This is a genomic window from Paraburkholderia sp. GAS448, assembly GCF_050435685.1.
Lineage (GTDB): Bacteria > Pseudomonadota > Gammaproteobacteria > Burkholderiales > Burkholderiaceae > Paraburkholderia.
In genome coordinates, this window is record NZ_JBNDKT010000018.1 from 21,887 (window position 1) to 39,623 (window position 17,737).

The 17,737-nt window shown below is 63.4% G+C and carries 19 protein-coding genes; 9 read left to right on the forward strand and 10 right to left on the reverse strand.

Annotated features, from left to right (window positions below):
- The first annotated feature begins 120 nt into the window (after positions 1 to 120).
- Positions 121 to 2,019 carry a molecular chaperone HtpG gene (htpG, locus tag P3T23_RS28035; RefSeq protein ID WP_429319354.1) on the forward strand — a complete coding sequence of 633 codons (1,899 nt, stop codon included), beginning with the start codon at positions 121 to 123 and terminating at the stop codon, positions 2,017 to 2,019.
- A gap of 115 nt (positions 2,020 to 2,134) precedes the next feature.
- On the opposite strand, the gene P3T23_RS28040 is transcribed toward htpG, so the two are convergent.
- A complete protein-coding gene (locus P3T23_RS28040; protein ID WP_429319355.1) occupies positions 2,135 to 2,401 on the reverse strand; it encodes a hypothetical protein in 267 nt (88 codons plus the stop codon).
- 250 nt (positions 2,402 to 2,651) lie between these two features.
- Here P3T23_RS28040 and P3T23_RS28045 point away from each other — a divergent pair, with 250 nt between their 5' ends.
- The 6 genes from P3T23_RS28045 to P3T23_RS28070 all read left to right on the forward strand — a co-directional run bounded on the left by P3T23_RS28045 (position 2,652) and on the right by P3T23_RS28070 (position 8,128).
- Positions 2,652 to 3,341 (forward strand): chorismate--pyruvate lyase family protein, encoded by a 690-nt coding sequence (locus P3T23_RS28045; RefSeq protein WP_429319466.1) that lies wholly within the window; start codon positions 2,652 to 2,654, stop codon positions 3,339 to 3,341.
- Positions 3,341 to 3,814: a DNA-deoxyinosine glycosylase gene (locus P3T23_RS28050; protein WP_429319356.1), complete on the forward strand. Its 474-nt coding sequence runs from the start codon at positions 3,341 to 3,343 to the stop codon at positions 3,812 to 3,814. The genes P3T23_RS28045 and P3T23_RS28050 overlap by 1 nt, the downstream gene beginning before the upstream one ends.
- Positions 3,811 to 4,722, forward strand: coding sequence for a spermidine synthase (locus P3T23_RS28055; protein ID WP_429319357.1), 912 nt, complete (start codon positions 3,811 to 3,813; stop codon positions 4,720 to 4,722). The genes P3T23_RS28050 and P3T23_RS28055 overlap by 4 nt, the downstream gene beginning before the upstream one ends.
- 354 nt (positions 4,723 to 5,076) lie before the next feature.
- Positions 5,077 to 5,319, forward strand: coding sequence for a DUF3311 domain-containing protein (locus P3T23_RS28060; protein WP_429319358.1), 243 nt, complete (start codon positions 5,077 to 5,079; stop codon positions 5,317 to 5,319).
- Positions 5,316 to 6,866 (forward strand): monocarboxylate uptake permease MctP, encoded by a 1,551-nt coding sequence (gene mctP / locus P3T23_RS28065; RefSeq protein WP_429319359.1) that lies wholly within the window; start codon positions 5,316 to 5,318, stop codon positions 6,864 to 6,866. Before P3T23_RS28060 ends, mctP begins: the two co-directional genes overlap by 4 nt.
- Positions 6,867 to 6,994: 128 nt before the next feature.
- On the forward strand, positions 6,995 to 8,128 hold the full coding sequence (locus tag P3T23_RS28070) for an FUSC family protein (RefSeq protein WP_429319360.1): 1,134 nt from the start codon (positions 6,995 to 6,997) through the stop codon (positions 8,126 to 8,128).
- Positions 8,129 to 8,165: 37 nt separating this feature from the next.
- Here P3T23_RS28070 and yjdN read toward each other — a convergent pair whose 3' ends face one another.
- From yjdN to P3T23_RS28100, 6 genes are all read right to left on the reverse strand, one after another.
- Entirely contained in the window at positions 8,166 to 8,594 is a 429-nt protein-coding gene (yjdN, locus tag P3T23_RS28075; RefSeq protein ID WP_429319361.1) for a VOC family metalloprotein YjdN, read from the reverse strand.
- Between the two features lie 246 nt (positions 8,595 to 8,840).
- Positions 8,841 to 9,794, reverse strand: a complete 954-nt coding sequence (tal, locus tag P3T23_RS28080) for a transaldolase (RefSeq protein WP_429319362.1) — start codon at positions 9,792 to 9,794, stop codon at positions 8,841 to 8,843.
- A gap of 196 nt (positions 9,795 to 9,990) precedes the next feature.
- Entirely contained in the window at positions 9,991 to 11,196 is a 1,206-nt protein-coding gene (locus P3T23_RS28085; protein ID WP_429319467.1) for a benzoate/H(+) symporter BenE family transporter, read from the reverse strand.
- Positions 11,197 to 11,254: 58 nt separating this feature from the next.
- Positions 11,255 to 12,430, reverse strand: a complete 1,176-nt coding sequence (locus tag P3T23_RS28090; RefSeq protein WP_429319363.1) for a vWA domain-containing protein — start codon at positions 12,428 to 12,430, stop codon at positions 11,255 to 11,257.
- Between the two features lie 121 nt (positions 12,431 to 12,551).
- Complete coding sequence (locus tag P3T23_RS28095; RefSeq protein WP_429319364.1) at positions 12,552 to 13,142, reverse strand: GNAT family N-acetyltransferase; 591 nt, start codon at positions 13,140 to 13,142, stop codon at positions 12,552 to 12,554.
- Between the two features lie 99 nt (positions 13,143 to 13,241).
- On the reverse strand, positions 13,242 to 14,084 hold the full coding sequence (locus P3T23_RS28100) for an AAA family ATPase (RefSeq protein WP_429319365.1): 843 nt from the start codon (positions 14,082 to 14,084) through the stop codon (positions 13,242 to 13,244).
- 299 nt (positions 14,085 to 14,383) lie between these two features.
- Between P3T23_RS28100 and P3T23_RS28105 the strand changes: the two genes are divergently transcribed.
- Together P3T23_RS28105 and P3T23_RS28110 are read left to right on the forward strand one after the other, a co-directional pair.
- Positions 14,384 to 14,752 carry a c-type cytochrome gene (locus P3T23_RS28105; protein WP_429319366.1) on the forward strand — a complete coding sequence of 123 codons (369 nt, stop codon included), beginning with the start codon at positions 14,384 to 14,386 and terminating at the stop codon, positions 14,750 to 14,752.
- Positions 14,753 to 14,798: 46 nt separating this feature from the next.
- Positions 14,799 to 15,182: a c-type cytochrome gene (locus P3T23_RS28110; RefSeq protein ID WP_133660362.1), complete on the forward strand. Its 384-nt coding sequence runs from the start codon at positions 14,799 to 14,801 to the stop codon at positions 15,180 to 15,182.
- Between the two features lie 136 nt (positions 15,183 to 15,318).
- Here the strand turns inward: P3T23_RS28110 and P3T23_RS28115 are convergent, their stop codons facing one another.
- The 3 genes from P3T23_RS28115 to rsxB form a co-directional block, all read right to left on the reverse strand.
- Positions 15,319 to 15,753: a DUF1841 family protein gene (locus P3T23_RS28115; protein WP_429319367.1), complete on the reverse strand. Its 435-nt coding sequence runs from the start codon at positions 15,751 to 15,753 to the stop codon at positions 15,319 to 15,321.
- Positions 15,754 to 15,920: 167 nt separating this feature from the next.
- On the reverse strand, positions 15,921 to 16,565 hold the full coding sequence (gene nth / locus P3T23_RS28120; RefSeq protein WP_429319368.1) for an endonuclease III: 645 nt from the start codon (positions 16,563 to 16,565) through the stop codon (positions 15,921 to 15,923).
- Between the two features lie 9 nt (positions 16,566 to 16,574).
- Entirely contained in the window at positions 16,575 to 17,459 is an 885-nt protein-coding gene (rsxB, locus tag P3T23_RS28125) for an electron transport complex subunit RsxB (RefSeq protein WP_429319369.1), read from the reverse strand.
- Positions 17,460 to 17,737 lie beyond the last annotated feature (278 nt).

Below are 17,737 nucleotides of genomic sequence, written 5' to 3' on the forward strand. Positions count from 1 at the left end.
TGTTGCAAAAAGCGCCGCCCGGCACCGCGCCTGCCGCGTGCGCCGGGCCGGCGAGTGCAGCGCTCGTGGCCACTTTAGCGCCCGTTCCGAACAACCTGGTAACAGAGAGGAAATCCGACCATGGCACAAGAAACCATGAGCTTTCAGGCAGAAGTCAAACAGCTCCTGAACCTGATGATCCATTCGCTGTACAGCAACAAGGAAATCTTTCTTCGCGAACTGATTTCCAACGCATCGGACGCTGCTGACAAGCTGCGCTTCGAAGCGATCGAAAACAGTGCGCTGTACGAAAACGATCCGAATCTGCGTATCCGCGTGTCGTACGACAAGGCGGCGCGCACCATCAGCATCGACGACAACGGTATCGGCATGAGCCGCGACGAAGCAGTTGCGCACCTCGGCACGATTGCGCGCTCGGGCACGAAGGAATTCTTCGGCAAGCTCTCCGGCGACCAGCAGAAAGATGCGGCGCTGATCGGCCAGTTCGGCGTCGGCTTCTATTCGGGCTTTATCGTCGCCGACCGCATCACCGTTGAAACGCGCCGCGCCGGCCTGGCGGCGAGCGAAGGCGTGCGCTGGGAAAGCACGGGCGAAGGCGATTTCTCCGTGGACACGATCGAGCGTGCGCAACGCGGCACGACGATCACGCTGCATCTGCGCGCCGACGAAGACGAACTGCTGTCGACCTACAAGCTCAAGTCGATCATCCACAAGTATTCGGATCACGTTGCACTGCCGATCCTGATGAAGAAGGAAGAGTGGGACGCCGAAAAGAGCGAGATGGTCACGAAGGACGAAGACGAGACCGTCAATCAGGCGAGCGCCCTGTGGACGCGTGCGAAGAGCGACATCACCGACGAGCAGTACACCCAGTTCTACCAGCATCTCTCGCACGATCATCAGGATCCGCTGACGTGGACGCATAACCGTGTCGAAGGCCGCAGCGAATATACGCAGCTGCTGTACGTGCCGTCGCACGCGCCGTTCGACATGTGGAATCGCGATCATCGAGGCGGCCTGAAGCTGTACGTGAAGCGCGTCTTTATCATGGACGACGCCGAGCAGCTGCTGCCCGCTTATCTGCGTTTCGTGAAGGGCGTGGTCGATTCGAGCGACCTGCCGCTCAACGTGTCGCGCGAAATCCTGCAGGAGAGCCGCGACGTGAAGGCGATCCGCGAAGGCGTGACGAAGCGCGCGCTGTCGATGCTCGAAGAGCTCGCGAATTCGGATAACGATGCCGACAAGGCAAAGTACGCGACGTTCTGGACGGAATTCGGCCAGGTGCTGAAAGAAGGCGTCGGCGAAGACTTCTCGAACCGCGAGCGCATCGCGAAGCTGATCCGCTTTGCATCGACGCACAACGACTCGGCTGAGCAGACTGTCTCGCTCGCCGACTACGTCGCGCGGATGAAGCCCGAGCAGACGAAGATCTACTACGTGACCGCCGACACCTGGCAGGCCGCGACGCACAGCCCGCACCTCGAAGTGTTCCGCAAGAAGGGCGTCGAAGTGCTGCTGCTGACGGACCGCGTCGATGAGTGGATGCTGTCGTTCCTCAATGAGTTTGACGGCAAGCCGCTGCAAAGCGTCGCGCGTGGCGACCTCGATCTCGGCGCGTTGAACGACGAAGAGAAAGCGTCTCAGGAGAAGGTCGGCGAAGAACTGAAGCCGCTCGTCGAGCGGATGAAGGAAGCGCTCAAGGACAAGGCGAAGGATGTGCGTCTGACGTTCCGTCTGACGGACTCGCCGTCATGCCTCGTCGCCGACGAGGGCGATATGAGCGGCTACCTGCAGCGCATGCTGAAGGCGGCAGGCCAGCAGGCGCCGGCGTCGCATCCGATTCTCGAAGTGAATCCGGAGCATGCGCTGGTAAAGGGGCTGCACACGGATAGCGCGAACTTCGATGACTGGTGCCATCTGCTGTTCGATCAGGCGCTGCTCGCAGAAGGTGGCGCGCTGGAAGATCCGGCGAGCTTCGTGAAGCGGACCAATGCGTTGCTGCTGGCACGAGGCGCCTGACGTAGCAGGCTCGAGCCAGAGAGCTTGCCGGTTGTAGAAATGCGCTGCTTTGGCAGCGCATTTTTTTGCCCGCAGCTTGCGTCTGTTGACTCTGGCTGTCGGGATGGAGCGGGCGTTAACGCTCGCGCTGAGGCTCGTGCAACGGTCTGATCTGCGCGAGAACGGAACCTGCCAGTTCCTTCGCAGCCCCGCTCGCGTGCAAATCGTTCAGCACGCGCGCGGCCAGGCTGCCGATCGCGGCGCTGGTCTGCTTCGACGTGTGGTGTTGCGCAAGCGCCGAGCCGGCCAGTTCCTTCTCAAGGTGAGATGAAGCGTGTCGGGCCAGAACCACGGCGGCAAGATGTGCAATTCGATCTGACGTTTCCTTTAGATTTGTAGCCAATTTCTGATTTCCTGTAGGTTTTCATGATTGTGGTGAAGGTGATAGCGTCATGATTTATAACGCTAAAAATAGTATGTAATGCGAAATAAAAGTTTTCAACGGTTGATCGTCAATTTTTAAAAATGACCGGGATCGACCGTCAGGCTGCGGCCGGCTTCTACGTCGCGTTTGCTGGCACTCGTCACCACCCGCCGTGAGCGCAGGGACACTTCGCGGCAGCGCCTGCCGCGCGCATCTTATAATGCGAGCCATGCTTATCCGTCTCGATGCCGCCGACGCGCACTGGTGCGTCGCGCCCATGCCCGGCTTCACCCGCGATCAAAAGGACTGGCTCACGCGCGGCGGTTCGCTGACCGCGCATCTGGCCACGCTTGGCGCGGTCAGCGTGCGTGTCACCCGCGAAATCGTCGCTGATCCCTGGGCCGACGAACATGCGGCGCTGCGCGTGGCACCCCGTTCACCCGTATGGGTTCGCGAAGTCGTGCTTTCCGTCGACGGCACGCCCTTCGTTGCTGCCCACAGCATTGCGCCACTTGCCGCAAGCGTCGGCGTCTGGCAAGCGATGCGCCGTCTGCGCAATCGTCCGCTTGCCGAGTTGCTCTACAGCGATAGCAGTGTCGCACGCTCGGCGCTCGTGAGCCGCAGGCTCACGGCGCGGCATCCGCTCTACCGGCTCGCTGCGCGTGAGATCGATGGCGGCCTGCCGCATGCGTTTGTCGCGCGCCGTTCCGTGTTCGAGCGACATGGCGCGCCGTTGATGGTCACCGAGTGCATGCTGCCCGCACTGTGGGCGCATCTGGCTCTGCAATCGCGCGTGACGACCCGCGCACATGAGGCGCCGCGCATCCACCCGCGCGAACATGGGCGACCGCTCGAACACACCACATCGCGTGCCCATCAGCATGCCGTTGCGCGCTCTGGCGACGAGGCGCCTCGCTGATGCTGTGCGGCTTTCCTCCCGTCGTCGGCGCCGACACGCATACGCTGGTTCTGGGCAGCTTCCCGGGCGAGGCGTCGCTTGCCGCGACGCAGTACTATGCGCATCCGCGCAACCAGTTCTGGCGGTTGCTCGCCGCGGTCCTCGAGGAGCCGCTTGTCGAGCTGCCGTATCATGCGCGCCTCGATCGCCTGTTGACGCATGGCATCGGCATCTGGGACGTGCTTGCGGCATGCGAGCGCGAAGGCAGTCTCGACGTGGCGATCCGCAACTCGACACCCAACGATTTCGCTTCGCTGCGCGCCCATGCTCCGATGCTCAACAAGGTCTGCTTCAACGGCAAGACGGCTGGCCGCTTTGCGCCGGTCATCGCCGAAGCGGGTTACACCACCCTCGTATTGCCTTCGTCGAGTCCGGCGAATGCTATGCTCTCGTTCGACCAAAAATTGCGTCTCTGGCGCGACATCCTTACATGACGAAACTCATCAAGCGCGCTTCTGCCGAGGCGCGTGCCTTCCGCAGCAAACAGGCTGAATCCGCTGGCTCGAAGCAGAAAATGACGCGCACGACAAAGCGCGCACTGGACGAAGACCTCGACGACGCTCCGCTCATTGAAGCGCCGCGCAAGCCGCGTTTTGCACCTGTCACGTTCTCGGAAGAGGGTGGCGTTCGCTATCTCCACTTCGGCACCGAATGGGTGCAGGGCGCCATGCGCCTGAGGAAGCCGCAGCACATCGAGCTCGAATACGCCCAGCAGATGATGGCGTGGCTGCTGTTCCTCGAAACGCCGAAGCGCATTGTGCAGCTCGGCCTCGGCGCCGCAGCGCTGACGAAGTTCGCGCACCGCTTCCTCAAGGGCGCGAAGATCGAGGCGGTGGAGCTGAACCCGGCCGTCGTGGTCGCCGCGCGGACGATGTTCGAACTGCCGGCAGACGACGCGCGGCTCACCGTACACGAAGCGGACGCATGGGACTTCGTCAACAACCGGACGAATCACGGCACGATCGGCGCACTGCAGATCGATGTCTATGACGCGACGGCGCGCGGTCCGGTGCTCGACAGCGTGGCGTTCTATCGCGCGGTGCGTGCGTGCCTGACCCATGCAGGCATCGTGACGGTCAACCTGTTCGGCGATCATCCGAGCTTCGTGCGCAACATGAAACGGCTGAACGAAGCGTTCGACGGCCGTGTCTTTGCGTTGCCGGAAGTGCATGACGGCAATCGCGTCGCGGTCGCGTTCTCGGGTCCGACGCTGAACGTGCCGTTCGCGACGCTGCAACAGCGCGCGAAGCTGATCGAAGCGCAGCTTGGCCTGCCCGCCCGCAAGTGGATCAAGGGCTTGCAGGAATCGACCGGCCAGAACACGGGTTCGTTCTCCATCTGAGAATCCGCAGCGCAGGCGCATTTCAGGCGCGTCTGCTGACGGAAGACATGGCCGCGACGGCATCGATGCCGCCGCGGCCATTTCACATTCGACTGCTTCGCATGAGAGCCTCACGCAACTCATCGGAAGATCCGTCGCGCAGCGGACGCGGCCCTCTGCCGCCCCTGTACGTCCGCAATCACAGGTGTTCCTCTCTTGACAAGCCCAGCCTGCTTGGGGTCACCCCCGCTTGACCACAGGTTCGCGGCTCCTATACTCTTTCGAAGCTTTCGGGGTGCCCGTGGGCTATCCGCCTCCGGGGCCGGTACCCGTCGAACACGGGTGACAATTCAATAAAAGTAAAGAGGAGACGTCATGGCTCACGACGCCGACGCCAGCAAGGCCAGCAAATACTGGCTGTGGTTATTGGTACTTCCCTGGATCGCGATGATCTGGGTGCCGTCCTACAACAGGATCGAACCGCAACTGTTCGATTTCCCGTTCTTCTACTGGTATCAGCTGGCGTGGGTGCTGATCAGCGCGGTCATCACGGCCGTCGTCTACTTCAAGACCAAACAGCGCCCGACGGGTAGCGGTTTGCAAGGGGGCGCGCGATGAACGCTACCGCAACCTTTGTCTTCGTCCTCTTCTTTATCGGTGTCACGATCCTCGGTTTCGTCGCGGCGCACTGGCGGCGCGGCGACCTCGCGCATCTGGAAGAGTGGGGCCTCGGCGGCCGGCGCTTCGGCACCATCGTGACCTGGTTCCTGCTCGGCGGCGACCTCTACACCGCGTACACGTTCATCGCCGTGCCGGCTCTCGTGTTCGGTGCGGGCGCAACCGGCTTCTTCGCGCTTCCGTACACGATCCTGATCTACCCGTTTGCGTTCGTCGTGTTTCCGAAGCTATGGAGCATCGCGAAGCGTCACGGCTACGTGACCTCGGCCGACTTCGTCAGTGCGCGCTATGGCAGCCGCATGCTCGCGCTCGCGATCGCCGTGACCGGCATTGTCGCCACGATGCCGTACATCGCGCTGCAACTGGTGGGTATCGAAGTGGTGATCGGCGCGCTCGGCTTCGACACGACCGGGTTCGTCGGTGATCTGCCGCTCATCATCGCGTTCGCGATTCTGGCCGCGTACACGTACACGTCGGGTCTGCGCGCGCCTGCGATGATCGCCGTCGTCAAGGACCTGCTGATCTACATCACGATTGCTGCCGCCATTATCGTGATTCCGCCGCAGCTGGGCGGCTTCGGCCATATCTTCGGTGCGGTGCCGCCGGCCAAACTGCTGCTGAAGTCGCCGGACGTCTCGAGCCTGAACGGCTATAGCGCCTACGCCACACTCGCGATTGGCTCGGCGCTGGCACTGTTCCTGTATCCGCACTCGGTCACGGCCATCCTGTCGTCGAAATCGGGCAACACGATCCGCCGCAACATGGCCATGCTGCCGGCTTATTCGCTGGTGCTGGGTCTGCTCGCACTGCTTGGTTTCATGGCGCTCGCGGCAGGCGTCAAGGACATGCCGGAATTCGCGCCGTACTTCAAGGCGTTCGGTCCGAACTTCGCCGTGCCTGCGCTGTTCCTGCACTTCTTCCCGTCGTGGTTCGTCGGCGTCGCGTTTGCGGCGATCGGCATCGGGGCGCTGGTGCCGGCGGCGATCATGTCGATTGCGGCAGCTAACCTGTACACGCGCAACATCCACAAGGAGTTCGTCAATCGCAACATGACGCACGAGCAGGAGACGAACATCGCGAAACTGGTGTCGCTCATCGTGAAGGTCGGGGCGGTGGCGTTCATTCTGGGCCTGCCGCTCACGTACGCGATCCAGCTGCAACTGCTCGGCGGGATCTGGATCATCCAGACGCTGCCGGCTATCGTGCTGGGGCTCTTCACGCGGGTGCTCGACTATCGCGGCCTCCTGATCGGCTGGGCGGTGGGCATTGCGACCGGCACCTGGATGGCGGTCTCGCTGAAGCTCGCCAGCTCGATCTATACGATCCATATCGGCGGTATGGGGATTCCGGGCTATGCGGCGGTCTGGTCGCTGATCGTGAACCTGGTGGTGGCGGTCGTCGTGAGCCTGCTGGTGCGTGCCTTCGGCATGGCGCGCGCGGAAGACCGCACGCGTCCGGAAGACTATCTGGATGTCGTTGAAAGCTGATCGAAAGACGCGCGTGGCGCGTTGGTCATTGGCATCGAAACGGACGCCCGCGACGAAAGTCGCGGGCGTTTCTGTTTCTGGTGGGCGATACTGAAGTCTCGCCGAATCAATCAGACCGCTCCGTCAGCATGGCCAGTGCCGATTCCGACCGCCTTCCGCCACGTCGCACGCGCTTTGGACGCCCGGGGCGAATGGCGCGCGTGATCGTTTCGCCTTACTACCGGTATCGGCACGCCAGGCTCTTTCACAGCCTGCGGGTCGGGCTCGCGATGCTGGTATCGATACTCGCGACGACCGGGATCAATATTCCGCACGGCATCTGGGCGTCGGTGACGCTGCTGGTCGTCATCGGCGGCTTGCAACATCACGGCAACATCCGCAAAAAGGCCGCCGAGCGGGCGCTCGGGACGATGCTGGGCGCGACCATCGGGCTCGTGATGATCCTGCAGCGCGACCTGATCGGCTCGCTGCCGCTCACCTATCTGCTGATGTCGGTGGTGGCCGCCATCTGCGCGTGGTTCGCGATCGGCAAGCCGGGCTACATCGCGCTCCTGACGGCGATCACGATGTGTATCGTCGCCGGTCACGGCGACAACCTGATCGACACCGGTCTCTGGCGCACGCTGAACGTGATGATCGGGATCGTGGTTGCGCTGGCGTTTTCGTTCGCGCTACCCCTGCACGCGACCTATTCATGGCGCTACCTGCTCGCCGACAACCTGCGCGCGTGCGCACGGGCCTACGCGCGGATGCTGAGTGGCAAGCCGTTCAACGCCGACGAGCAGTTGAAAATCTATCTGGTGCTGAGCGCGCGGCTGGTGCAGTTGCGCTCATTGATCCCGTCGGTAGCAAAGGAAATCGACGTGCCGCAGACGCGGCTTGAAGAGATTCAACGGTTGCACCGGGCGCTCCTGAGTGCGATCGAGTTGATGGCGACGGGCGCGCTCGCGCATCTCGATGCCGCCGGGCGCGAAGCCTTTGCGCGGCAATGCGGGATCGAGGTGCGGACGGTGCGCGCGACCCTGCTCGCGATGGCGCGCGCCCTGCGTTTCGCGGGCGCGACGCGGTTCCGGATTCCGGAAGCGTCGGCGCTGAAGGAGCCCGATCCTGCGCTTGCGGCCGGTCTGCCTGCCGGTCTGCAGGGGCCGTACTGGCTGGGCCTGCGGATCGCCGAACAGGTGGACCGGTTGCGCGCGCTATTGCTGGAAACGGAGTCGCAGTGGAACATCGAGCAGCACTCGCGGGTGCTGGCGCTCGGGTAGGGCACGGCCTGGGTCACCGCGACGCTTGATCACTGCCTCACTGCGGACTCGCTTCGTGCGGAATCGTCACCATCCACTGGACGCCAAACCGGTCCGCGACCATGCCGAACCCTTTGCTCCAGAAGGTGGCTTGCCATGGCAACGTAATCTTGCCGCCGTCGGCCAGCGCGTTGAACAGCTTTTCGCCGGAGGCGGCGTCGTCGGCGGTGAGCGACAGGCTGAAGCCGGCATACGGAGTGGCCTGGGCCTTGCAGTCGCCGTCGGAAGCCATCAGTTCGGTCGTGCCGATCCGCAGCGTGGCGTGCATGATCTTGTCTTCCGTGCCCGGCGCGACGGGGTGTTCGTTCGAGGGCGGCGCGTCCTTGAAGCGCATCTGGAACAACACCTCGGCGCCGAGTTTCTCTCGATAGAACGTCAGCGCCTCTTCGCAACGGCCGTTGAAAAATACATATGGCTGGACTTGCATTGTCATCTCCTGGTATGCGTCACGCGGGCGGGGTGCCGCTGACCCCCTTGCCGCAATGCGGCAGGTCGGGACGTGACTGTGCAGACGATTGTAGGCGTTGCAGCCGCGCAAATTGTGACGACGTGTGAAGGTCCGCGAAGAGGGGGCGGAAAGGCTCAGGCGGCGCGGGAGTGAGGGAAAAACAGCGCAAAGAACGGCGCGCGTGGCCGGGCGGCCACGCGCGGATCGGCGAAGTGCCTGCGGGGGCTACCGCAGACCTTCGATCAGTTTTTCGAGCTTGACGGCGTCGGCCGCGAACGCGCGGATGCCTTCGGCGAGCTTTTCGGTCGCCATCGCCTCGTCGTTGACCTGGAAGCGGAACGACGACTCGTCGACCGGCACTTTCTTGATGTCGGCGCTCTTGCCGAGCTCAGGCGATAGCTTGCGTTCAACCGTTTCCGTGCTGTCCTGCAGCTTCTGCAGCAGGTCGGGACTGATCGTCAGCAGGTCGCAGCCGGCCAGTTCGGTGATCTGCGTGGTGGTGCGGAAGCTCGCGCCCATCACTTCGGTCGGGTAGCCGAACTTTTTGTAGTACGCGTAAATGCGGCGCACCGACTGCACGCCCGGATCGTTCGCGCCGCCGTCTTTCGCCTCGTCCCAGTTGGCGCCGGCGCTCTTCTTGTACCAGTCGTAGATGCGCCCGACGAACGGCGAAATCAGCTGCGCGCCCGCTTCGGCGCAGGCGGCGGCCTGGGCAAGCGAGAACAGCAACGTCATGTTGCATTTGATGCCGTCTTTTTGCAGGACTTCGGCGGCGCGGATGCCTTCCCATGTCGAGGCGAGCTTGATCAGCACGCGTTCGCGTTCGATGCCGGCGGCCTTGTAGAAGCCGATCAGTTCATGGGCCTTGGCGATCGACGCCTGCGTGTCGAACGACAGGCGCGCGTCAACTTCGGTGGATACGCGGCCCGGAATGATCTTGAGAATTTCGGTGCCGAACGCGATCAGCAACTGATCGATGATCGCGGCGACAGGTTTCGACGCGTGATCGCGTACGGTTTTCTCGAGCAGCGGACGATAGTCGTCCTTCTGCACGGCCTTGAGGATCAGCGACGGATTGGTGGTCGCGTCCCGCGGCTTGTACTGGGCGAGTTGCTGGAAGTCGCCGGTGTCGGCGACGACAGTCGTGTATTGCTTGAGCTGATCGAGTGCGGTAGTCATGTCGAGCCTTCTGGGCGCACACGCGCCGTGGTCCAGGGAAAGATGAGACTGCCGCTGGTGGCGCTGGCGGCAGCCGCTCAGATGCGACGCTTACGCAAGCCTGCCGTAAAGCGCCGACCGATACTTCTATTCTATGGCGGATCGGATGATGCGGTTTTGACAATGTCGCACCGGCATTCCGTTCGCGCCTGCCGGCTCACGCGCGGCGGGCGGTCAGCACGAACTGGGTCAGCACGCCGGCTACCAGCCCCCAGAACGCGGAGCCGATCGACAGCAGCGTAAGTCCGGAGGCCGTCACCATGAACGTGACGAGCGCCGCTTCGCGCTGCTTCACGTCCTGCATGGCGTTGGCGAGGCCGCTCATGATCGAGCCGAACAGCGCGAGCGCCGCGACCGACACCACCAGCGCCTTGGGCAGCGAAGCAAACAGTGCCGCGATTGTCGCGCCGAAAATGCCGGCGATCAGGTAGAAGGTGCCACACCAGACAGCCGCGGTATAGCGCTTCGAGCGGTCTTCATGGGCTTCAGGACCGGTGCAGATGGCCGCGGTGATGGCCGCCAGGTTGATCCCGTGCGAGCCAAAAGGCGCGAGGATCAGCGAGGCGATGCCCGTCGTTGCGATCAGCGGCGCGGAGGGCGTCGTATAGCCGTCCGCACGCAGCACGGCGATGCCGGGCACGTTCTGCGATGCCATCGCGACGACGAAGAGCGGAATCCCGATACTGATGATCGCGGCGAGGGAAAACGCCGGCATCGTCAGGACCGGGCGCGCGAGCGCGACGTGAAAGCGGCCGAAGTCGAGGAGCCCCAGCACGCCGGCCACCGCCGCGCCCACCACGAGCGTCGTCACGATCGCATAGCGCGGCGCGAAGCGCTTGATGACGAGGTAGGTGAAGAACATCGCCAGCACGAGCGCCGTCTGGAACTGCGCCGCGCGGAAGATCTCGATGCCGATCTCGAACAGGATGCCTGCCAGCAGTGCGGACGCGATGCCCGCGGGAATCTTCCTCATCAGCGTATCGAACCAGCCGGTCAGGCCGACGACGGTCAGCAGCAACGCGCAGACGATGAACGCGCCGATTGCCTCAGGGTAGGCCACATGCGGCAGAGACGCGACGAGCAACGCGGCCCCCGGCGTCGACCAGGCGATCACGATCGGCGCACGAAACTTCAGCGACAGGCCAATGGTGGTGAGCGCCATGCCAATCGACAGCGCCCAGATCCACGACGAGATCTGCGCGTCGCTCAGATGCGCGGCCTGACCGGCCTGGAACATCAGCACCAGCGAGCTGGTGTAGCCGGTCATCATCGCGACAAAGCCCGCGACGACCGCGGACACGGAGGTATCGGCAAAGGGCCTGAGCCGCGCGGGACGTGCCGCGGAAGGGGACAGTTCAGGCATAGGAGACTGCGTCATGCGGTTCTTTCGAAGGTTTGAGTTGTAATTGAGGTATGGCGCGCTATTTGCTGAGCATGCGCATCGCGGCTTCGAGACCGGCGAGGGTGAGCGGATACATCCGGTGACCGAGCAGTTCACGGATGATCGACACCGATTGCCGGTATTCCCACAGGCCCTCCGGCTCGGGATTCAGCCACGCATGGTGCGGAAACTGATCGGCGAGGCGCCGCAGCCACACGGCGCCCGGCTCCGCGTTGTTGTATTCGACCGACCCGCCGGCCTGCACGACTTCGTACGGGCTCATTGTCGCGTCGCCGACCAGGATAAGCTTGTAGTCGGGCGTGAACTTGTGCAGCACGTCCCACGTCGGCGTGCGCTCGGCATGGCGGCGCCGGTTGTGTTTCCACAGGAAGTCGTACACGCAGTTGTGGAAGTAATAGAACTCGAGATGCTTGAACTCGGCCTTCGTCGCGGAGAAAAGCTCTTCGGTGCGCTTGACGTGATCGTCCATCGATCCGCCGACGTCGAGCAGCATCAGCACCTTCACATTGTTGTGCCGCTCGGGGACCATCTTCAGGTCGAGCCAGCCGGCGTTCGCGGCAGTGCTGCGGATCGTGTCGGGCAGATCGAGTTCTTCGGCCGCGCCTTCGCGCGCGAAACGGCGCAGGCGGCGCAACGCGACCTTGATGTTGCGCGTGCCGATCTCGATCTGATCGTCGTAGTCGCGGTACGCGCGTGCTTCCCACACCTTGACGGCCGTACGGTTGCCTGACGCTTCGCCGCCGATGCGAATGCCTTCCGGGTTGTAGCCGCCATTGCCGAATGGCGACGTGCCGCCCGTGCCGATCCATTTGTTGCCGCCTTCGTGGCGGCCTTTCTGTTCCTCGAAGCGTTCCTTCAGGCGCTCCATCAGCTTGTCGAGGCCGCCCATCGCTTCGATCTGCGCTTTCTCTTCGGGCGACAGGTCGCGCTGCAGCTTCTTTTTCAGCCAGTCGAGCGGCACGTCGAGCGCAAGCTCCGACTTGCCTTCGACGCCGCGGAAATACTCGCCGAAAGCCTGGTCGAAGCGGTCGAAGTACTGCTCGTCCTTCACGAGCGTGAGGCGCGCGAGGTAATAGAACTCATCGAGCGACGGCGCGATCACGTTCGCCTTCAGCGCTTCGAGCAGCGTCAGGTATTCCTTCACCGAAACCGGCAGTTTCGCGGCGCGCAGCGAATAGAAGAAGTCGATCAACATGCTGTTTCCTCTGTGGTGCCTCTGCGGATCTCGTCCCGCTTTCGTCCCGCTTCGTCCGGTTTGCTGGTCGCGTGTGCGCGTGACTGAATGTGCGCTTTCGATAAGCGCGTCGACGGGCGGATCAACGCCCCAGCATGTACTTCAGGTTGGCGCGCACCGCCGGCCATTCCGATTCGATGATCGAGAACACCACGGTGTCGCGCAACACGCCATCCTTGCCGATCTGGTGATTGCGCAGGATGCCGTCCTGCTTCGCACCGAGCCGCGCGATCGCGGTGCGCGACTGCTGGTTCATGAAATGCGTGCGGAACTCGACAGCGATTGCGCGCAGCGATTCGAAGGCGTGCGTGAGCAGCAGCAGCTTGGCTTCGGTATTGAGCGGCGTGCGCTGCACGCGCTTCGCGTACCACGTATGACCGATCTCGAGCCGGCGATGCGCCGCCTCGACATTGAACATGCGCGTCGAGCCGACGATGTCGCCCGACACGACGTCGCGCACGACGAAGGGTTGCGCGCCGAGGTTGTCGCGCATCGCGAGCGCTGCTTCGATCCATGCGCGCTCGGTGCCCGGCGCCGGCACGCTCGTGTACCAGAGATTCCACAGTTCGCCGTCGGCGGCGGCCGCGGCGATGGCCTGCTCGTGATCGAGGGTCAGCGGTTCGAGGCTGACGTATTGGCCCTTCAGGGTAACGGGCTCTATCCAGCGGCTCATGTAGCGGTTTCCGTGCGCGTGTTGTCTGTTGCGGATGCGGTGCCGGTTCCCGCGCAAGGCGGAGGGCGCGACATTCTGTCGCAGCCTGTCATCGGCCGTCTAGCGGTTGTTGCGGTTCATGAAAATGAGCCGCTCGAAGAGGCTCACGTCCTGTTCGTTCTTCAGGAGCGCGCCATGCAGCGGCGGGATGATCTGCTTGTGATCCGCCGAACGCAGGGCTTCTGGGGGAATGTCTTCCGCGAGCAGGAGCTTCAGCCAGTCGAGCAGTTCCGACGTCGACGGCTTCTTCTTCAGGCCCGACACGTTGCGCAGTTCGAAGAAGCTCTGCAGCGCGGCAGCCAGCAGCGCCTTCTTGATGCCCGGATAGTGGACCTCGACGATCTGCTCCATCGTCTGCGCATCGGGGAACCGGATGTAGTGGAAGAAGCAGCGGCGCAGGAACGCATCCGGCAGTTCCTTCTCGTTGTTCGACGTGATGATCACGAGCGGGCGCTGTTTCGCTTTCACGAGTTCGCGCGTCTCGTACACGTAGAATTCCATGCGGTCGAGTTCGCGCAACAGGTCGTTCGGGAATTCGATGTCGGCCTTGTCGATCTCGTCGATCAGCAGCACGACCTGCTGGTCGGACTCGAAGGCCTGCCACAGCACGCCTTTGACGATGTAGTTGCGGATGTCTTTCACGCGCTCGTCGCCGAGCTGCGAGTCGCGCAGGCGCGAGACCGCGTCATACTCGTAGAGGCCCTGCTGCGCCTTCGTGGTGGACTTGATGTGCCACTGCAGAAGCGGCATGCCGAGCGCTGCCGCGACTTCTTCCGCGAGCATCGTTTTGCCCGTGCCGGGCTCGCCCTTGATGAGCAGCGGCCGTTTGAGCGTCATCGCGGCATTGACCGCGAGCTTGAGGTCGTCGGTGGCGACGTACTGCGATGAGCCTTCGAAACGCATGGCGAACTGCTCTCCCGGAAAAATCCCAGTATAAGTCAGAAGCCCTTTCTGCCCGAAACGGGCTCGCGTAGGGTGTAGGCCGTGCTGTGATCCGCGCCGCGCCGCGTGCGACGATGGTGGGCAGCACGGTGGTATAAACGCGTTGCACCGGGCGCTCGCGCCCGCCCGGTGGACGTCCGGCGCGGCGTCGCGGTACAATTAGCGCGATTTTTTTGGCCTGCGTGGCTCCTTTACAAGAATAACGGCGCAGGCCGCTGCCTTTTTGGGCGCCCGTTTCCCCTCATGCCAGGTTACAACCTATGAACAGAATCGTCGGCAAACACCTCGTGATCGCAGCGCTGTCGGCGCTCGCAGGCTTTGCGGCCAGCGCGCAGGCGGCGGATGTCGTTGGCAACGCGAAGGCGGGCCAGGGCAAGGTCGCGATGTGTATTGGCTGCCACGGCATTCCCGGCTACCGCACGGCGTATCCGGAGGTCTACCGGGTGCCGATGCTGGGCGGCCAGAATGCGCCATACCTCGAAAGCGCGCTGCGCGCCTACCGGAAGGGCGACCGCCATTTCGAATCGATGCACGCCGTTGCGGCGTCGCTGTCCGATCAGGACATCGCCGACATCGCAGCGTACTACGCGACGCAGACGTCCTCTTCGAAGAACAATCCCGACAAGTGATCGGCGTCGGTCACCAGCTCATTCAATTCGCGGGATAGGAGAATTCATGAAGAAGCCCCATCAGGCACTCCACACGGTGTTCAAGGCTGCGTGCGCGTCGGTCGTTTTCGCTGGTTTCGTCGCGTCGAATGTCGCGCACGCAGCCGATGCGTCCAACGGCAAGGTGCTCGCCGACAGCCATAACTGCGCGGCCTGCCACGGCCCGAACCTCAACAAGCCGGTGAGCCCGGAATATCCGAAGCTCGCGGGCCAGCATGCCGATTACGTCTACTGGGCGTTGCGCCAGTATCAGATGGGCACCGGCAACCCGCACCTCGGTCGCAACAACGCGATCATGCAGGCGCAGGTGCAGAGCCTGTCGCAAGGCGACATGAAGGACATCGCAGCCTATATCGAATCGATCGATGGCGATCTCGTGCAGAAGAAGTAAGCACGCCTGGCGTGACTGGTTGGCACAAAACGAACACCCCGCTACGGCGGGGTGTTCTGTTTTCAGGCAAGTGGTGCGTGGGGGCTTGCCGATTGTGGCGCCATGAGGCCTGTGGCTCGCGGCACCTGCGGCTTGCTCAGTCCCGTGACGCGCGGCGTTCAATGCGGGCGAGATAGGCGTCCGTGTCCGGTGGTGTGCCGGTGCGTTGAGCTTCCCAGAGGGTTTCGCCGAGGCAGTCCATGATTGCGTGCTGCGCGTCGTGGGTCGAACCGAGGCGGCTGGCGAGACGCTCATGAGCAGCACGGATGCCCGGCGGCTGGTCGATAGAGAGCTGTTCGCTGATCGCCAGATGCATGGAGAGATGCAGGAACGGGTTCGTTTGTCCGCTCTCGGGCGAATAGTCCTGCGCCGTCGCGGCCTCGGTGTCCGACAGATCCGCGTGATATTCGGGATGCTCGACGATCCAGTCGGCGGCAATCGCTTCGAGCGGCGTGAGGATTTCGCCCTCGCGTTGTTTGCGCCAGGTGTCGGTGAAAAAACGTCGGACTTCGTCGCGGCTGGGATTGAACATCGTGGGCTGGATCGGGGAAGTGGGAGGCGGAGAGACTGGCGGTCCGCAACGGCAAGCCGTCATTTTACGCCGGGCGGACAAGGCCCGCTGGCGGCATCTGGGCGGTGTGACGCCGCGCGGCGGACTTAGGTGTGCCGCAGAGCGGGACTCACCCGGGCGGACGCCAGTCAAAGGTCCGGCGGCGGTGTTTTCTGTTTGAACTCGCACAACGGCTCGATCACGCAGTGCCAGCATTCGGGCCGGCGAGCCTTGCAGACATAGCGGCCATGCAGGATCAGCCAATGATGGGCATCCTGCAGGAACTCGGCGGGCGTGAATTTTTCCAGTGCGATTTCGACGGCGCGCACGTCCTTGCCTGGCGCAAGCCCCGTTCGATTGGCAACCCGAAAGATGTGCGTATCGACGGCGATCGTCGGATGGCCGAACGCCGTGTTCAGCACGACATTCGCTGTCTTGCGGCCGACGCCGGGCAGACCCTCCAGCGCCTCGCGATCAGCCGGAACCTTACCGCCATACTGCTCGAGCAGGATGCGGCAGGTGGCGACGACGTTCTTCGCCTTGGTCCGGTAGAGCCCGACCGTCTTGATGTAATCGGCGACGCCTTCCTCGCCGAGTTCGAGGATCTTCTGCGGCGTGTTGGCGATCGGAAACATCCTGCGCATCGCTTTGTTCACCGATACGTCGGTGGCCTGCGCCGACAGCATCACCGCGATCAGCAGTTCGAACGGTGTCGTGTATTCGAGCTCGGTCGTCGGATGCGGGTTGAGGCTTTGCAGCGTTTCGTAGATGGCGCGGCGTTTGTTCGCGTTCATGCGCGGCGCTCAGGAATGGGTTGAGTGGGTATCGTCGGCACTGCCGGCGCCTTCCTGCGTGGATGGCCCTGCTTCCCCATCCGTTGCCTCCGGCGCGATGCCAAGGCGGCGACGCCGTGCTTCAGCGGCGTCGATCTGCGCCTGTACCTCGGCGCTCACCTGCTGCGTATTCTGCGGACCCTGGCCTTGCGCGGAAAGCGCTTCTTTCTTCTTGCGCGCCCGTTCGAGTGCGGCCTGGATAATGGCGCGTTTCTTCGCTTCAGGGTCGTCGGCGGATGAGCTGGCAGCGCTCGTGTCGGCGGCAGCGGTGGCCGGCGCGCCTGCTCCGGAGCCCACTCCCACGCCGGCGGCACGGCGTGCCGCTGCGCGCGCTTCGGCCGCCTCGCGCTCGCGCGTGAGCCGGGCGTTGCGGCGTTCATAACGTTGGCGGGCCGCGTCCGCCTGTTCCTGCGACCACGCGTCCCAACCGGTTAATCCGCCGGTGACGGGCACCATCGCGATACAGTCGACTGGGCAGGGCGCGACGCAAAGGTCACAGCCGGTGCACAGCTTTCCAACGACGGTGTGCATCTGCTTCGGGGCGCCGACAATCGCATCGACCGGGCATGCCTGTATGCACAGCGTGCAGCCGATACAGAGGCTTTCGTCGATGACGGCCACCGGGCGGACACGTTCGACGCCATTGTCGGGATTGAGCGGGATGACCGCTTTGCCGAGCAGCCTGGCGAGGCGCTCAACCCCTTCGGCGCCGCCTGGCGGGCACTGGTTATAGTTCGCCTCGCCGTGGGCGATCGCCTCGGCGTAGGGGCGGCAGCCTTGGTAGCCGCATTTCGTGCATTGTGTCTGGGGGAGCAGATCTTCGATGCGATCGGCTAGTGTTCTGGAATCGGTCACGGTCAGGACTTCGGGGCTTGCCGGCTGCCAGTCTTGGGGGTATGCCGGCTGCGGCGGCAGTGCGGAGCAGGATCTGCGCTGCTTGCGCGGCGAGGCATCCGCTAAATGAGGCATTATCGCCGATTTTCCTGATTGTGCTTCGCAAACCATGTGCCATAATCGAAGCGCTTTTTCGAAAGACCGCAGAAGGGTGTTCCCCCAACATGGCGCGCCCGTTTGTGCTGTCGGTGCATGGCCGAGGAGAAGGCCGGCGGCACGATTCGGATAACGCGGCTCAC

What these genes read in the sequence shown, in the direction of transcription:
- tal (WP_429319362.1), bottom strand. Translation starts at nt 9,794, where the DNA reads ATGACTACCGCACTCGATCAGCTCAAGCAATACACGACTGTCGTCGCC.
- P3T23_RS28090 (WP_429319363.1), bottom strand. Translation starts at nt 12,430, where the DNA reads ATGTTGATCGACTTCTTCTATTCGCTGCGCGCCGCGAAACTGCCGGTT.
- yjdN (WP_429319361.1), bottom strand. Translation starts at nt 8,594, where the DNA reads ATGCAAGTCCAGCCATATGTATTTTTCAACGGCCGTTGCGAAGAGGCG.
- P3T23_RS28070 (WP_429319360.1), top strand. Translation starts at nt 6,995, where the DNA reads ATGGCCAGTGCCGATTCCGACCGCCTTCCGCCACGTCGCACGCGCTTT.
- P3T23_RS28060 (WP_429319358.1), top strand. Translation starts at nt 5,077, where the DNA reads ATGGCTCACGACGCCGACGCCAGCAAGGCCAGCAAATACTGGCTGTGG.
- P3T23_RS28105 (WP_429319366.1), top strand. Translation starts at nt 14,384, where the DNA reads ATGAACAGAATCGTCGGCAAACACCTCGTGATCGCAGCGCTGTCGGCG.
- P3T23_RS28115 (WP_429319367.1), bottom strand. Translation starts at nt 15,753, where the DNA reads ATGTTCAATCCCAGCCGCGACGAAGTCCGACGTTTTTTCACCGACACC.
- P3T23_RS28045 (WP_429319466.1), top strand. Translation starts at nt 2,652, where the DNA reads ATGCTTATCCGTCTCGATGCCGCCGACGCGCACTGGTGCGTCGCGCCC.
- htpG (WP_429319354.1), top strand. Translation starts at nt 121, where the DNA reads ATGGCACAAGAAACCATGAGCTTTCAGGCAGAAGTCAAACAGCTCCTG.
- nth (WP_429319368.1), bottom strand. Translation starts at nt 16,565, where the DNA reads ATGAACGCGAACAAACGCCGCGCCATCTACGAAACGCTGCAAAGCCTC.
- P3T23_RS28085 (WP_429319467.1), bottom strand. Translation starts at nt 11,196, where the DNA reads ATGCCTGAACTGTCCCCTTCCGCGGCACGTCCCGCGCGGCTCAGGCCC.
- P3T23_RS28110 (WP_133660362.1), top strand. Translation starts at nt 14,799, where the DNA reads ATGAAGAAGCCCCATCAGGCACTCCACACGGTGTTCAAGGCTGCGTGC.
- P3T23_RS28100 (WP_429319365.1), bottom strand. Translation starts at nt 14,084, where the DNA reads ATGCGTTTCGAAGGCTCATCGCAGTACGTCGCCACCGACGACCTCAAG.
- mctP (WP_429319359.1), top strand. Translation starts at nt 5,316, where the DNA reads ATGAACGCTACCGCAACCTTTGTCTTCGTCCTCTTCTTTATCGGTGTC.
- P3T23_RS28055 (WP_429319357.1), top strand. Translation starts at nt 3,811, where the DNA reads ATGACGAAACTCATCAAGCGCGCTTCTGCCGAGGCGCGTGCCTTCCGC.
- P3T23_RS28050 (WP_429319356.1), top strand. Translation starts at nt 3,341, where the DNA reads ATGCTGTGCGGCTTTCCTCCCGTCGTCGGCGCCGACACGCATACGCTG.
- P3T23_RS28095 (WP_429319364.1), bottom strand. Translation starts at nt 13,142, where the DNA reads ATGAGCCGCTGGATAGAGCCCGTTACCCTGAAGGGCCAATACGTCAGC.